This is a genomic window from Acinetobacter sp. N1-1 (genome assembly GCF_056711485.1).
In genome coordinates, this window is record NZ_JBWXUO010000012.1 from 1,627,252 (window position 1) to 1,641,417 (window position 14,166).

15 protein-coding genes are annotated in these 14,166 nt (G+C 33.8%); 9 read left to right on the top strand and 6 right to left on the bottom strand.

The window, feature by feature from the left end; genetic code table 11:
• Positions 1-77 precede the first annotated feature (77 nt).
• The 5 genes from AC1MPL_RS08025 to tauD all read left to right on the top strand — a co-directional run bounded on the left by AC1MPL_RS08025 (position 78) and on the right by tauD (position 4,821).
• On the top strand, positions 78-839 hold the full coding sequence (locus AC1MPL_RS08025; RefSeq protein WP_479765283.1) for a glutathione S-transferase family protein: 762 nt from the start codon (positions 78-80) through the stop codon (positions 837-839).
• Between the two features lie 456 nt (positions 840-1,295).
• Positions 1,296-2,312 carry a taurine ABC transporter substrate-binding protein gene (gene tauA, locus AC1MPL_RS08030; RefSeq protein ID WP_479765285.1) on the top strand — a complete coding sequence of 339 codons (1,017 nt, stop codon included), beginning with the start codon at positions 1,296-1,298 and terminating at the stop codon, positions 2,310-2,312.
• Between the two features lie 14 nt (positions 2,313-2,326).
• Positions 2,327-3,106, top strand: a complete 780-nt coding sequence (locus AC1MPL_RS08035) for an ATP-binding cassette domain-containing protein (RefSeq protein ID WP_479765287.1) — start codon at positions 2,327-2,329, stop codon at positions 3,104-3,106.
• Positions 3,103-3,966 (top strand): taurine ABC transporter permease TauC, encoded by an 864-nt coding sequence (gene tauC / locus AC1MPL_RS08040; protein WP_479765289.1) that lies wholly within the window; start codon positions 3,103-3,105, stop codon positions 3,964-3,966. Before AC1MPL_RS08035 ends, tauC begins: the two co-directional genes overlap by 4 nt.
• A 12-nt stretch (positions 3,967-3,978) precedes the next feature.
• Positions 3,979-4,821: a taurine dioxygenase gene (gene tauD / locus AC1MPL_RS08045; RefSeq protein WP_479765290.1), complete on the top strand. Its 843-nt coding sequence runs from the start codon at positions 3,979-3,981 to the stop codon at positions 4,819-4,821.
• Positions 4,822-4,860: 39 nt separating this feature from the next.
• Here the strand turns inward: tauD and AC1MPL_RS08050 are convergent, their stop codons facing one another.
• On the bottom strand, positions 4,861-6,027 hold the full coding sequence (locus AC1MPL_RS08050; protein WP_479765292.1) for an aminotransferase class V-fold PLP-dependent enzyme: 1,167 nt from the start codon (positions 6,025-6,027) through the stop codon (positions 4,861-4,863).
• Positions 6,028-6,328: 301 nt separating this feature from the next.
• Between AC1MPL_RS08050 and AC1MPL_RS08055 the strand changes: the two genes are divergently transcribed.
• From AC1MPL_RS08055 to AC1MPL_RS08065, 3 genes are all read left to right on the top strand, one after another.
• Positions 6,329-7,792, top strand: coding sequence for an FAD-dependent oxidoreductase (locus tag AC1MPL_RS08055; RefSeq protein WP_479765294.1), 1,464 nt, complete (start codon positions 6,329-6,331; stop codon positions 7,790-7,792).
• A gap of 7 nt (positions 7,793-7,799) precedes the next feature.
• Entirely contained in the window at positions 7,800-8,141 is a 342-nt protein-coding gene (locus AC1MPL_RS08060) for a class I SAM-dependent methyltransferase (RefSeq protein ID WP_479765297.1), read from the top strand.
• Between the two features lie 471 nt (positions 8,142-8,612).
• Positions 8,613-8,813 carry a hypothetical protein gene (locus AC1MPL_RS08065; RefSeq protein WP_479765299.1) on the top strand — a complete coding sequence of 67 codons (201 nt, stop codon included), beginning with the start codon at positions 8,613-8,615 and terminating at the stop codon, positions 8,811-8,813.
• Positions 8,814-8,902: 89 nt separating this feature from the next.
• On the opposite strand, the gene AC1MPL_RS08070 is transcribed toward AC1MPL_RS08065, so the two are convergent.
• The 3 genes from AC1MPL_RS08070 to AC1MPL_RS08080 all read right to left on the bottom strand — a co-directional run bounded on the left by AC1MPL_RS08070 (position 8,903) and on the right by AC1MPL_RS08080 (position 11,660).
• Complete coding sequence (locus AC1MPL_RS08070) at positions 8,903-10,093, bottom strand: aldose 1-epimerase family protein (RefSeq protein WP_479765301.1); 1,191 nt, start codon at positions 10,091-10,093, stop codon at positions 8,903-8,905.
• Positions 10,094-10,165: 72 nt separating this feature from the next.
• A complete protein-coding gene (locus AC1MPL_RS08075; RefSeq protein WP_479765303.1) occupies positions 10,166-10,954 on the bottom strand; it encodes a sulfite exporter TauE/SafE family protein in 789 nt (262 codons plus the stop codon).
• A gap of 4 nt (positions 10,955-10,958) precedes the next feature.
• Positions 10,959-11,660, bottom strand: coding sequence for an MBL fold metallo-hydrolase (locus AC1MPL_RS08080; RefSeq protein ID WP_479765305.1), 702 nt, complete (start codon positions 11,658-11,660; stop codon positions 10,959-10,961).
• Between the two features lie 170 nt (positions 11,661-11,830).
• Between AC1MPL_RS08080 and AC1MPL_RS08085 the strand changes: the two genes are divergently transcribed.
• Positions 11,831-13,036, top strand: coding sequence for a sigma-54 interaction domain-containing protein (locus AC1MPL_RS08085; RefSeq protein ID WP_479765306.1), 1,206 nt, complete (start codon positions 11,831-11,833; stop codon positions 13,034-13,036).
• On the opposite strand, the gene AC1MPL_RS08090 is transcribed toward AC1MPL_RS08085, so the two are convergent.
• Both AC1MPL_RS08090 and AC1MPL_RS08095 read right to left on the bottom strand, forming a co-directional pair.
• Positions 13,037-13,720 carry an LrgB family protein gene (locus AC1MPL_RS08090; protein WP_479765308.1) on the bottom strand — a complete coding sequence of 228 codons (684 nt, stop codon included), beginning with the start codon at positions 13,718-13,720 and terminating at the stop codon, positions 13,037-13,039.
• A 12-nt stretch (positions 13,721-13,732) separates the two neighbouring features.
• Complete coding sequence (locus AC1MPL_RS08095) at positions 13,733-14,131, bottom strand: CidA/LrgA family protein (RefSeq protein WP_479765310.1); 399 nt, start codon at positions 14,129-14,131, stop codon at positions 13,733-13,735.
• Between the last annotated feature and the right edge of the window lie 35 nt (positions 14,132-14,166).

Consider the following 14,166-nt stretch of genomic DNA (forward strand, 5'->3'; position numbering starts at 1 on the left):
AGGATGAAAAGATCATTGCCTTTTTAATATGTGCCCTCTAAAGTAAAGAAATATTATAGATTGGTAGGTTATTATTTATGCGTATTCTTTACCAGTTCCCATTATCTCATTTTTGCGAGAAAGCACGCTGGTTATTAGACTATAAAGAATTAGACTATGTTGCGCAAAATTTAACACCTATTGTACATCGTGCATTTTCTAAGTTGAAAACCAAGCAAAATACATTACCTATTTTAAAAGACAATGATTTGTGGATTTACGATTCAACAAAAATCGCAGAATATTTAGATGGAATATATCCTGAAAAAAATCTCATTCCACAAAATCGCTTATTAAAAGAACCAGTTTACTATTTTAACAATATAGCAAATGAGCTTGGAGAACATGTACGGCGTTGGACATTACAAAATATAATTCTTATAGATGAAAAAACGATTGATAATATGATTAATGAAAGAGGATATTTTAGAAAGTTTGAGAAATATTCTAAACCAGTACTTAAAAACATAATTAGTCAAAGTCTTCATTTAAGTAATGAACAAGTTGAATACGATCATCTTAGAATTATTGAAATTATTGAGAAGCTAGATCTACACTTTGAAAAATCATCAAAAGGATATTTAGTAGGTGAACATCTTACACTAGCAGACATATCTATATGCTCAATGTTAGCACCTATGATGAATATTTATGGAACACCTTGGGAAATACTGGAGAGTAAACAAAACCAAGAATCATTAAATATGCAAGATTTTATACAGTCTACTGCACTTGGTAGATATGTTCAAAGAATCTATGACACTGAACGAAATGCACGCATTGATTGGAGAGGAATCTAAAATTAAAGTAATCGTCACATTTAATTTTAAGCTAAAGAGTTTATAAAACTTCATTTGTAAAATAAATTTATATCTTAGCTGATACATATTAAAACGGTTTTGGTTACGCTTCAAAATACTGTGTGAAAGGTATGATGAATTAGCTATAGTAATAAATACAATCTCAAATAAGTTTTAGAAACTAACTATAATTACTTAGCTATGCATATTAGTTATATTTTTTCTAAATCGCTCTCACCATCATTTTTTAACTTATCCATGATTAGATAAATTAGATTTAATTCATAAATTTCAATGGGGTTTTTACTAAAAAAACTGTTTTTAGCCCATTTTGTGAGAAGCATATTAGAAAAATCTATTTATTAAATTTAAATAAGTAATACAGTTTTTCTTATTTTTGTCTTACTTATACTGGCTCTAATATATACGTATTATTCATAACTTAGCACTATGACCATGCGAAAAAAATATAAGAAACCACTGTTTACAACAATTATTGTATTGGCTGCGCTTGTTGGTTTTTTGGTATATCAAACGCGTGGAAATATAGATATAGCAAATACAAGTAAAAAGCCAGTTATAATTGCATATCAGACAGGTGTTGATCCAAGTAAAGTTGCGCAGGCCGAAGGCTTGTATGAGAAGAATAGTAATCAACCCATCGAGTGGAAAAAATTTGATACAGGACCTGATGTAGTTAATGCACTAGCATCTGGCGATGTTTCTATTGGAAATATTGGTTCAAGTCCTTTTGCTGCGGCAACAAGTAGAGGTGTGCCGATTGAGGCATTTCTAATCACAGCAAAATTAGGAAGCTCTGAAGCACTTGTGGTGAATCAAAAGTCAGGTATTAAACAACCTAGTGACTTAATTGGTAAAACCATTGCTGTACCATTTGTATCAACCACACATTACAGTTTGTTATCTGCATTAAAGCATTGGAATATTCCTGAAAATAAAGTCAAAATTATTAATTTACGTCCACCTGAAATAATTGCTGCTTGGAATCGTGGTGATATTGATGCTGCTTATGTATGGGAGCCTGCTTTAAGTAAGGTTAAAGCAACAGGTAATGTATTCGTCGATTCGCATCAAGTAGGTGAATGGGGTGCACCAACTTATGATTTATGGGTTGTAAGAAAAGATTTTGCACAAAAAAATCCTGAGTTTTTAAAATCTTTTGTGAACACTGCATTAACTCAGCTTGAGAAATATAACCAGAATCCTGAAGCATTTTCACATGACGAGAGAAGTATAAATGAAATTTCAACATTAACAGGCTCTAGTCCTGCAGATATTGCATTGCTTCTTTCAGGAAATACTTACCTGAGTAGAAAACAGCAAATTGAAACGCTGTCAAATGAATTTTCTAAAAACATTTTAGATACGGCGCAATTTTTAAAGGGGCAAGGCAAAGTCGATCAAGTGAAATCCGATTATAACGACAATGTATCTACAGCATTTTTGCAATAAATAAGGAGAATATGATGAGTACATTAGTTGCTGAAAATATTGGACTAACATTTGCCAAACAAGAAATACCAACACTTGAAAATATTAATTTAAGTCTTTCAGAAGGCTCTCTTACTGTTGTACTCGGTGAATCTGGCTGCGGTAAAACCACCTTATTAAATATATTGGCAGGATTTCAGAAACCGACTATTGGACACATTTTACTCGATGAAAAAATCCTACATGAACCTGATGAAACGAGGGCTGTGGTTTTTCAAGAGCATGCATTATTCCCGTGGCTAAATGTAGAGGAAAATATTTCATTTTCTCTAGATATAAAAAAAGAGAAAGAACAGGTAATTGCACAGAAAGTAACAGAAATTCTTCAAATTGTTGGGCTTAGTCATGTCGCTAAATCCAATATTTGGGAATTATCAGGCGGAATGAAACAACGCGTTGGCATTGCTCGTGCATTGATTAGCCATGCAAAATTTATTTTACTTGATGAGCCGTTTGCTGCACTTGATGCATTTACACGAGAAAATATGCAAAAACTCGTACTCGATTTATGGTCTAAGCGGAATAAAAGTTTTTTTCTAATTACACATGATATTGAAGAAGCACTTCTATTGAGTGAAGAGCTTATTATTATGCAAGCAAAACCAGGAAGAGTAGCGAAAAGACTGCAATTGGACTTTTCACATCGTTATCGCGATGGAGAAAATATCCGCTCAATTAAATCTGATTCTCAATTTATTGAACTTCGCGAACAATTATTCTCACAGCTTAGCCATGAAGTGGAGTCGCAGATATGAGTAGCATCGTAGATACTCGGGATAAAGAAAAAAAAGGGCATAGTGTGGCACAAGGCAAAAGAGAAACATCATCAAATGAGAATTTTTGGGAAAAGTATCAGAGTCTACTTCTAAGTATTTTGAGTGTTTCAACATTAATTGTCATTTGGTTTCTAGTAACTACTTTAGGACTAATATCTCCATTATTTTTACCGAGCCCTCAAGCAGTTTTTCATAAATTTATTGAAGTGAGTCAACATGGATTTATGAAGGCAACGTTGTGGCAGCATTTGGCTGCGAGTATTAGCCGTGTACTGGTTGCACTTGTAGCAGCCATTATTATTGGTGTGCCTATTGGGCTTTGGATGGGATTGAATAAATGGGCAAGAGCAATCATTGACCCATTAGTTGAGCTATTAAGACCTATTCCGCCTTTAGCATACTTACCATTGCTTGTCATCTGGTTCGGTATTGGTGAAACAACAAAAGTATTACTTATTTTCTTTTCAATTTTGGCACCAATTATTATTAGTAGTACACATGGCGTGTTAAGTCATCAACAGAATAGAGAGCGAGCAGCACTCTCACTTGGTGCAAGCCGTTCACAGGTATTTTGGTATGTAATTGTACCTACAGCTTTACCTCATATCATTACAGGTGTTCGTATTGGGCTAGGGGTTGGTTGGTCTACTTTAGTTGCAGCGGAACTGGTCGCAGCAGATAAAGGAATTGGATTCATGGTGCAATCTGCCGCACAGTTCTTAATTACAGATACAGTTATTTTAGGCATTATTGTTATTGCTGTTGTTGCTGTCAGCTTTGAGTTATTTTTACGTTGGTTACAAAAAGAACTCGCGCCTTGGTATAGCAAACAGTTGTAGGAGAAATAAAAAATGCAACTTCAAATTGAAAAAATTAAACCTGCGATTGGTGCAGTCATTCACGGCGTAAATTTAAATAAACTCAATGATGAAAATTTAGTGCAAATTCATCAGGCACTTATCGACCATCAAGTCATATTTTTTCGTAATCAGAATTTATCGCCACGTAATCAGGCCAATTTAGCAAATAGTTTTGGTTCACTACATATTCATCCTATTTTTCCAAATGTAGAAGATGTACCTGAAATTCTTATTTTGGATAGCTTGAAGCAAGATTTGAGAGATAACGAGCTTTGGCATACAGATGTAACATTTAGTAAAACACCACCTTTAGGCTGCGTTTTACAAGCTAAAAAAATTCCAGCATTTGGTGGCGATACCTTTTGGTCTACAGGTATAGGTGCTTTCCATACATTACCTAAAGAAATTCAACATAAAATATTGGGCTTAACGGCGGTACACGATATTCGCCAATCATTTCCTATTGAGCGTTATGCAAAAACCAATGAAGACAGACAAAAGTTACTTCAAATTTTTGAGAAAAATCCACCTGTTATTCACCCTGTGGTAAGAACACACCCTATAACAAAAGAGCCTATTCTATTTGTGAGCGAAGGGTTTACAACAAAAATTAATGAACTAGAAACATCTGAAAGTGATGAACTATTAAAGTTCCTATTTGAACATTCAACACAACCCAATTTACATGTGCGCTGGCAGTGGGCTGAAGGAGATGTTGCTATTTGGGATAACCGTTGTACCCAGCATAAAGCACTTTTTGATTATGGAGATGCGCATCGAATTATGCATAGAGCAACAATTAATGGTGATGTACCATTTTATAAAGCGGCATAAATAAAAAAAGGTCAGTAATTTTACTGACCTTTTTTAAAATTAAGCAAAACTCACAAAATTTGTTGACTGATATTCTTGTTTTAGATGATCAATCAGAGTATCTATATCTTTTTCAGTTGTATATTTACCAAAACTAAATCGTACAGCATTTCTAGCAGTTTGTTCATCTCTACCGAGTGCAACCAATACATGTGATGGTCCACCATGCCCTGAATTGCATGCAGAGCCACTTGAAACAGCTGCTAAAGTTTTAATTGCATTGATAATAATAAATGCATCATCATTTAAGAATGATACATTTAAGTAATTGGCAACGCGTTGTGTTTTATCACCATTTAATATAATGTCTGTGAGATCGTTAAGGGCATTAAACAATTTCTCTTGTAAAATTTTTAAACGCGCCTGTTCTGTAACTAAATTCTCTTTGGCTAGTCTAAATGCTTCGCCCATACCAACGATTTGGTGTGTTGCTAGTGTACCTGAGCGACAACCTTGTTCATGTCCACCACCATGAATCTGTGGCTCGATCTCAAATGAATTTTCATGGTTTACATAAAGTGCACCAATTCCTTTAGGACCATAAACTTTATGTGCAGAAAGGCTTAGAAGGTCTATGCCAAGCTCATGAACATTGATAGGGAGCTTACCTGCAGCTTGTGCAGCATCTACGTGGAAAAAGATATCTTTTGCTTTCGTTATTTTACCAATCTGAGCGATATCTGTAATTGTACCAATCTCATTATTTACCATCATGAGTGATACCAATACCGTATCTGGTCGAAGTGCTTCTTGTACAGAATGAGGAGAAATTAAACCTGTTTCTTTTTCAGGTTGAAGATAGGTAACCTCAAAACCAAGGGATTCTAACTTTATACAGCTATCTAGAATTGCTTTATGCTCGATTTGACTGGTAATAATATGCTTACCGCGATGTGCATAACGCTCAGCTATTCCTTTTAATGCAAGGTTATTCGATTCTGTTGCACCCGACGTCCAAATAATTTCATCTGCTTTTGCGCCAATAAGGTCTGCAACATACTGTCTTGCTTCTTCAATCTGACTTCTTGCATCTGTACCAAAACAATGACCATTTGATGCAGGATTACCAAAGAGACCATCGAAGGATAAACAGTCTGCCATCTTTTTTATAATCTCAGGGTAAACTGGTGTTGTAGCAGCATAATCTAAGTAAATTTGCTGTTTCATGTCCTTAGGGTCTCCATATCTATTTTAACGATTTCTATATCAGAAAAAGTTCTAAAGTCATAAGAATATATATCACAGCTCAATATATCAACTGAAATTGTTTCTTTTATAGTTATAGAATATTTTATAAATAATTAAAATGAATAAAAATACATATATTAATGAATAAAAGTAATATCAGTGTAAAAAGAATAAATTTAAGGAAAATTATTCAATTAGCATTTTTTATGAAATACTCATCAGATATTATAAAAAGTAAATGATATAATATCATCTATACTATTCAATAGGGCGTTTTTATTTGGAATTTCAGTTAGGTAAGCGTTTTATGTACCCACAAAATAATTTAAAAGAACTCGAAAAACAAATAAAGATAGATTTAGAAAATTTTAATATTCCACCTAAAGACTGGATAAGCTCTGTAAATAATAATCCACCGATTGTGATCATTGGTGCAGGAATGTCTGCCTTATGTTTAGCTTTTGCTTTAAAAATAAAAGGGATTCCATGTACTCTATTTGAAAAAGAAGAAGAGGGGCATGAAGGACCTTGGCTGAGTCCTGCGCTTATGGAAAATTTGAGATCTCCTAAAAATTTAACAGGACCTGCTTTAATTTCTCCATCATTGACATTTCAAGCTTGGTATAAAGCACAATTTGGTACAGCACAGTGGGATAAACTAGAGAAGATTCCGCGTGTTACATGGCATCACTATCTACAATGGTTTAAAACCATAACAGCTCCCAAAATCTATTATAAACATGAATTAATCGATTTAATTATAGAAAGAAAAAGTATTAAATTGACCTTCAAAACAGAAAATGAAGAACAAATATACACTGCAGAACATTGTGTGCTTGCAATGGGTATTGATAGCTTAAGCTCTCCAAATATACCCGATTATGCAAACCATTTACCTCAAAATTTTTGGGAACATAGCTATGCTGGAACAGACTACACTCAATTTAAGGGTAAAAATATTGGGGTTGTTGGGTCAAGTGCAGGAGCAATGGACAGTGCTGCAACTGCATTAGAGCATGGTGCAGAAGTAGTTGAAATACTCTGCCGTACAGATGATTTTCCTAGAGTAAATCGAAGTAAGGCTGCTTCTAATCAAGGTTATCTTTCTTCTTATGCATATTGGAGTGATACCCAAAAATGGGATTTTCAATACTATTTAAAGAAAGAAGGGACACCGCCACCTTTTGGAAGTACATTGCGTGTCTCTAAACATGAAAATGTGTATTTCAATTTTAATGAAACAATTGATAAAGTCATCGTACAGGGTAATAAGCTACATGTTCATACTCAGCATCATCACTTTATTCTTGATTACTTAATTTTTGCGACAGGATTTAAGCTAGATTGGACAAAAAATATTTGGCTTGAACGTTTACAGCATCAGGTAAAAAAATGGAAAGAAGTTTATACCCCTGAACAAAGCCAATCATATGATGAAATGGGGGAGTATCCATATCTTAGTCCAAACTTTGAGTTTACTCCTAAAGTGTCTGAAAGTTTAGACGTATCTCGTTTATATTGTTTTAACTATAATGCACATATGAGTCAAGGTCCTTTGGTTGGTATGATTGGTGGTGTTGCAAAGGGTGCAGAAACATTAGCAGAGGCTTTGGCTAAAAAAATATATATGGAACAGTACAGTGCTCAAATCGAGTATGTGAAAGCAAGTGAAGACTTTGAATTGCAAGGTGATGAATGGGTTACAGATAAAACTTATAGAAGCACAAAAAGAAAAATTGAGTAGCGTAAATATGCAGAAAAGCTTTGCCGAACAGACACTCTATATGAGGCATAGGCCAGTTTTAGAAGTCGTATTAGGTTATTTAAATAATAATTTACCTAAAGTTGCAATAGATTGTGGCTGTGGTGCAGGAAATGAAGTTCAATTTCTTCTACTAGATCAGGGCTTTACAGTCCATGATTTTGATCAGTCTAAACAGGCTGAAGAAATTTGTCGAACAAGATTTAAATATGCTAATCGCTTTATATTTTCAAATAACTTGTTTCATGACTATCCATTTGTTGAAGCTAGTCTCATTACAGCATTTTTTAGTCTTTTCTTTGTTCCTGAAAAACAATTTTTGATGTTTTAGAAAATATAAAGAAAGCTTTACCCAAGAATGGGATTTTTGCATGCAATTTACTAGGTATAAATGATGCTTGGGTAGAAGAATCTCCACATGTATTTTTTAGGATTTTTAGCGAATACTTTGATATTGTGTATCTAGACCACTTGCAAGAGGAACGTCCTTTGGCAAGTGGCCTAATCAAGTTTTGGGATATCTTCACAGTCATTTTAAAGAAAAAATAATTTATACCGAAACAACTTAAAGATAAAAAGAATTATTGATAAACTGCTAAGCACGAATATTGAATGACCTAAGGTTTCTATACTTTGTCCAAAAATATGACTAATTAAATAAGAAGTAACGCCAGCAGTACCTATTTGTAAAAATCCCAATATACCTGAAGCAACTGCTGTTTGCCATATCAAAATGATAGGCTAGTTGGTGAAGTGATGGATCACTCCAATATGATTACTCAGGTAAATTCTAGTTTTTCTCATGCATATGATTAGCTCAGGTTCAGCAATTGGGGAGCTATGCAGTTACTTTGCTAAAAAGAATAATCTTCAACGCATTTGGCCAAATAAAAAACGTAAACAAAATTATGAAGTTTGGTTAGCAATGCATAAAGATAGCTATAAGACAAAAGTAGTTCGTATTGTAATTGATGAAATCGTAAAAGTATTTGAGAGTATTTAATACTAATAGACTCTATTTAACATAATATTGATTATACGAACTTCTGTATAAGAACCAACAACAACTCAAACTTGCTGCTGGCTATAAAACTATTCTTTAGCTATAGGAGTCTCAACTTGTTTTACTGTAGTTGATCCTTGGATTTGATTAATACTATTTTCAATTTTTTGTACTTGTGAACGATCACTAAGTAATGAATACGTTAAATCAAAACTTACGCTTTGACCAGCCTCAATTTTTTTAACTCTTTTTTGAGCTCTTTCAATATTCACAGGATATGCATAGCTCGTTCCAGGCTCAATACCTGTAACATAACCTTGTTTTAAAGTATCTGTATTTTTCCATAAAGTAAGTACAGGAAGTTGCTTTGTATTAAACTCAATTGCAACACCTTTACTATTATCTTTATTAACTAATGCAGCAATTGTATTACCATTTTTGTCTGATAATGGCTTTAAATTGAACACCATTTCATCAAAATCTTTAGTTGGACCTAAATATGTTGTCCAATCTTTTAGACCTTTCTTCGCGTAATCATTGAAAGGACTGACTTCGCTGACTGGTGCCAAGAATTTTGCACCGTCTTCTAGTATTGGTTGAGAAAAGTTACTATGGTAGATAATTTGATAATCATGTGCATAATCTGCATGATTTGTCAGCACATCATGTAATTTGAATGAAGTTTCTCCGGGAATATATGTTAGCTGTGTCATTGTTTGCAAATCAGTTTTTTTAAAGGTACTTTCTTTAATTAAGCCCTTGACATGTATAGCAAAAGGTGGTTTATCATCAATTTCAACTGCAACATATGATGCAGGTGTATTTTGGGCTTTACCATGCAATGAATATATTTGACCATCAATCGTTGTTGGATGTCCCGTCCACTCATATCCACAGCGAACAACCATTTCGTTAAATCCTTCAAGCCAACCTAATCCATTACGGCTATCTAAGTTAATATATGCAGGATTAACAACCTCGGTTACAGGAGACTTCCAACCAAGATGGATACCCTTGCCTTCAGCATGAAGCAACCCCATACCTCTTGTAGGGGAAATTGCGATAGTTAATCCATCAGGACTTGTGATGGTAATAACTTTACTCCCTTCTTGCTTTCCGCCGTGTAGTACCTTTTGTTCTATCGTATAGTTTTGACCTGCTGTTTTCCAGTTTCCAATTTCTATATTGTTTTGAGTATCTGTAAGTACATATGTTTTCGCATGAATACTCATTGCACTAAGTCCTATAATTGCACCAATAATTACACTATATTTTTTCATTTCATATTCCTTATGATTTCTTTATATGGTGTTTGACTACGCCATATTTATATAATATTGGATCTTATATAATTAAGATACATAGCCAATTGTCTTATATGCGAGAAGCAAAGAAATACAAATAAGTGTAGAAGAAAATACAGCTTTTACAATTTGAACAGGGATATATTTACAAAGTAATCTCCCTATAACTAAACCTAATATACATGTGCTTGTAAATATAAAGGTTTCTGATAAAGGATAATGATACCCTTGCATTATATGCATGATTAAGGTGATTGAACCAATCAAAAAAATCACCATGAGAGAAGTATTGGTTATGCTATAAAACTTAAGGTTTGTCATCTTTTGTAATGATGGTGTAATGATAAATCCACCACCAACACCAAGTAGCCCTGTAAGCACTCCCGATAATATGCCAATACCTCCTAAAGAAAGTCTTGTTTTCCAATTCCAAATGAAACGCCCTGTTTGGGGATTTGTCTTACACAAAGCTGTTGATGAACATTTAGATTTAAATATTAAAGGTTTTAGACCAATAATAAGCATAACTAGGCAAAAAAGTATTGTGATCCATAATATAGGCAATATATGGCTCAGATTTAGCCCAATATAAACCGATGGTAAGGAAAAGATTGCAATCCAGATAGCAGCTTTATATCTGACTGTTTTTTCAACTAAACCTTGTAAAGTACCCACAAAAGCTGAAATTGTAATCGCAATTAATCCAACAGGTGCTGTTTCTAGGATACTCCAACCTTGTGACCACATTAGAATGGGGATTGCTAAAATTCCCCCTCCTGCACCTGTCATTCCTAACAAAGTACCTATAAATAAACCTTCTATTATTAAAAGCATCATGGTATTAAGCGTCTTTATCTTGACCACAAGTCTGATTTAGAGGTAATGCAGTATCTATTTGTTTAGGATATGGTAAATTAAGGTTTTGCATTAACTCTACAAACTCATCTTGGGTTTTCCCCTGTCCTAATCTTACATTTTCTTGTTTTTCTTTTTTAACAGTTGATGATTTTTCTCCACGATAATCGTGTGCTGGGTAAACTACTGTATTTTCGGGAAGCGTAAAAATTTTGTTATGAATACTTTGATAAAGCTGAACAGCACTTCCATGCTGAAAGTCTGTTCGACCACAGCCATTAATCAATAAAGTATCTCCTGTAAATATGATACCTGCTTCTTCAATATAATAACTTGTGCAAGCATCTGTATGACCAGGTGTATAGCGTGCCTCTATTTTATACTCACCAAATCGAATTACGCAGCCATCTGTAATGAGAATATCTGCACAACTGATGTGTGCATTTTTATGAACAATAGATTTCGCTTTTGTTTTTTCTCTAAGCTCAGAAGCCGCCGTGACATGATCTGCATGAATATGCGTTTCCAAGATATAGAGAAGATTGAAACCTTGTTCATTAATGATATCTAAATAATGTTCTATTTCTGACAGTACAGGGTCAATAATAATTGCTTCTTTAGACTGAGTGCTTGCAAGTAAATAGGTATATGTCGAGCTTTTTTCTTCAAAGAATTGTTTTAAGAACATAGTGCCTCTTATATAAGAATATTAAATATATCTATTCAGTTTAATGCATACATTGTGCCAATTTTTCAATGAATTTAATTATCATATTTATCAGTTACTTATTTTTTAAAGTATATATTTATTCTAAAGAAAGGTACTATATATTGAAACATGAAACAAAATTATGAAACATGAAACAGATTTATTTTGCTAATATCTTATCTTTTCAAGATTTTACGACTCAATATTTGGTCTTAAATAATGAATTAAGTTTAGAAAAACATCAAAAAGATAATAAAATATTCTATGTTTTCTATCCAAAGTCTATGCAACTTTTAGAAGATGTACTTTTAGAGAATTATATTCAAGCTCAAGTGTATATTAATAATTTAAATCACGGATATTTATGCATTATTCCTCAGATCTCTAAATTAGAGTATTTAGGTGATTGTCAGAAAGAACTTACTAAGTATTTAACAAGTCAGTCTCCCTCAATGGAAAAAATGTTTAATATATTAAAAAAAGTAGCAAAGACCTCTTTTCCAGTATTGGTTCGCGGAGAGTCAGGTGCAGGAAAAGAAAAAGTTGCGCAATTAGTCCATCAGTTTGGAAAAAGATTTAACTCACCCTTTATTAGTGTTAACTGTGCTTCTCTGAATGAAAATCTTTTAGAAAGTGAGCTCTTTGGACATGTCAAAGGTGCGTTTACAGGTGCTATCCGTGATCATAAAGGTGTTTTTGAACGTGCAAATCAAGGTACATTATTCCTAGATGAGATTGCAGAACTTCCTTTAAACCTACAAGCAAAGCTTTTAAGGGTCTTAGAAACTGGTGAGTTTACGCCGTTAGGTGGAGAAAAAACCATTGTCACAGATGTTCGTATTGTTACTGCAACCCATAGAGCACTAAGAGAGGAAGCAAAAAATGGAAGATTTCGATATGATCTACTATACAGGCTAAGGGTTATTCCAATTTTTGTGCCTCCGCTTAGAGAAAGAAAGGAAGATATTCCTTTATTGGCGAAAAGGATTATTTCTGAATATGCAAAGGACTATCCTACCCAACCTGTTATTGACCCTGCGGTTTTTAATGTTTTTGAGTCTTACGACTGGCCAGGAAATATTAGGGAACTCAAAAATACATTACTTTATGCGTTAACGATGGCATATGGGGAATATAAAATTACTACCCAAGACTTACCTCAAGAGCTTTTATTAGATTCCTTATATACATCTACAACGAACAGTTTAGCCAAACCGCAAGAAAAAGTTAAAATATCTAAAGCACTGTTAAGCAAAACGTTGCAGGAAACAGAATTTGATATTCAGGAAACGCTGAAACAATTAAATATTAGTCGTAGTACTTTATGGCGATATCGTAAGAAATGGAATCTTTAATTAAAAAAACAAATTAATTAATGCAGGTCCAATAACCACCATTAATATCCCAGATATCACCATAGTTAAACTGGCAATGACGCCTTCTTCATTATTTCTTTGTTGTGCACGTGCTGTACCAAAACCATGTGCTCCACTCCCAAATGCTGCGCCGTTAGCAATATTGGATTTAATTCGTGTAATTGCGAGAATTAAATCACCAAGGATCATTCCGATTAGACCTGTAAGTGCAGTAAATAATGAAACTAGTGTAGCTGAACCATGAATATTTTCGGCAAGCACAATTGCAAATGGTGTCGAAATAGATCTCGCCATTAAGCTGTGTGTTACCTCACTGTCAAATCCAAAGAGTTGAGCCATTTTATAAGCACTAAAAACGCCAACACTCATCCCTACAAAAATTGCAATGGTTAGTACACCAATATGCTGTTTGATTGTTTCACGATATCTATAGATAGGTACAGCAAATGCAACTGTTGCAGGCCCAAGTAAATTGACAATCCATTGTGTATCTTGTGAGTAAGTTTGGTATGAGATACCAAAGATTACCATTAATATAATAGTCGCTGTAGGTACAGTAAGTGCTGGTGATAACCAAGCTTTGGTATGCTTCTTATAAATTTGTTTAGCAAATACATATGCAACAACTGTCCATATTAGGCAAAGAATAGACCAAATGTTCATTTTATTTTCCTATTACTTGATAGCTTCTAATGCTTTATTATTTTTTCGGTCTTTAAGTCGATATATAAAGTGAATGGTTAGACTTGTACTTAACATCACAAGCGCCGTTCCAGAAATAATACAAATTGCAAGTTGCCATCCTTCATTAATAAAAAGTGATTTATATTGAACCACTGCCACAATAATAGGTAAAAAGAAAAGTACCAGCTCTCTTAAAGCTGCATTTGCACCAATCTCTACATGTTCAATGCGCAGTATTTTAAAAAATAGGCAAAATAGTAAAAGAAACATACCTAATATGCCTGCAGAAATGGGCAAATGTAATGTTTTTTGAATGAGCCCACCCACAAACCAAAAACCGAGTAAGCTTAAGAGCTGTATAAAGGTTATCATTAAATTTTTGATATTCATGATCTTACCTAATCTGATTAACGACCTATGTACTT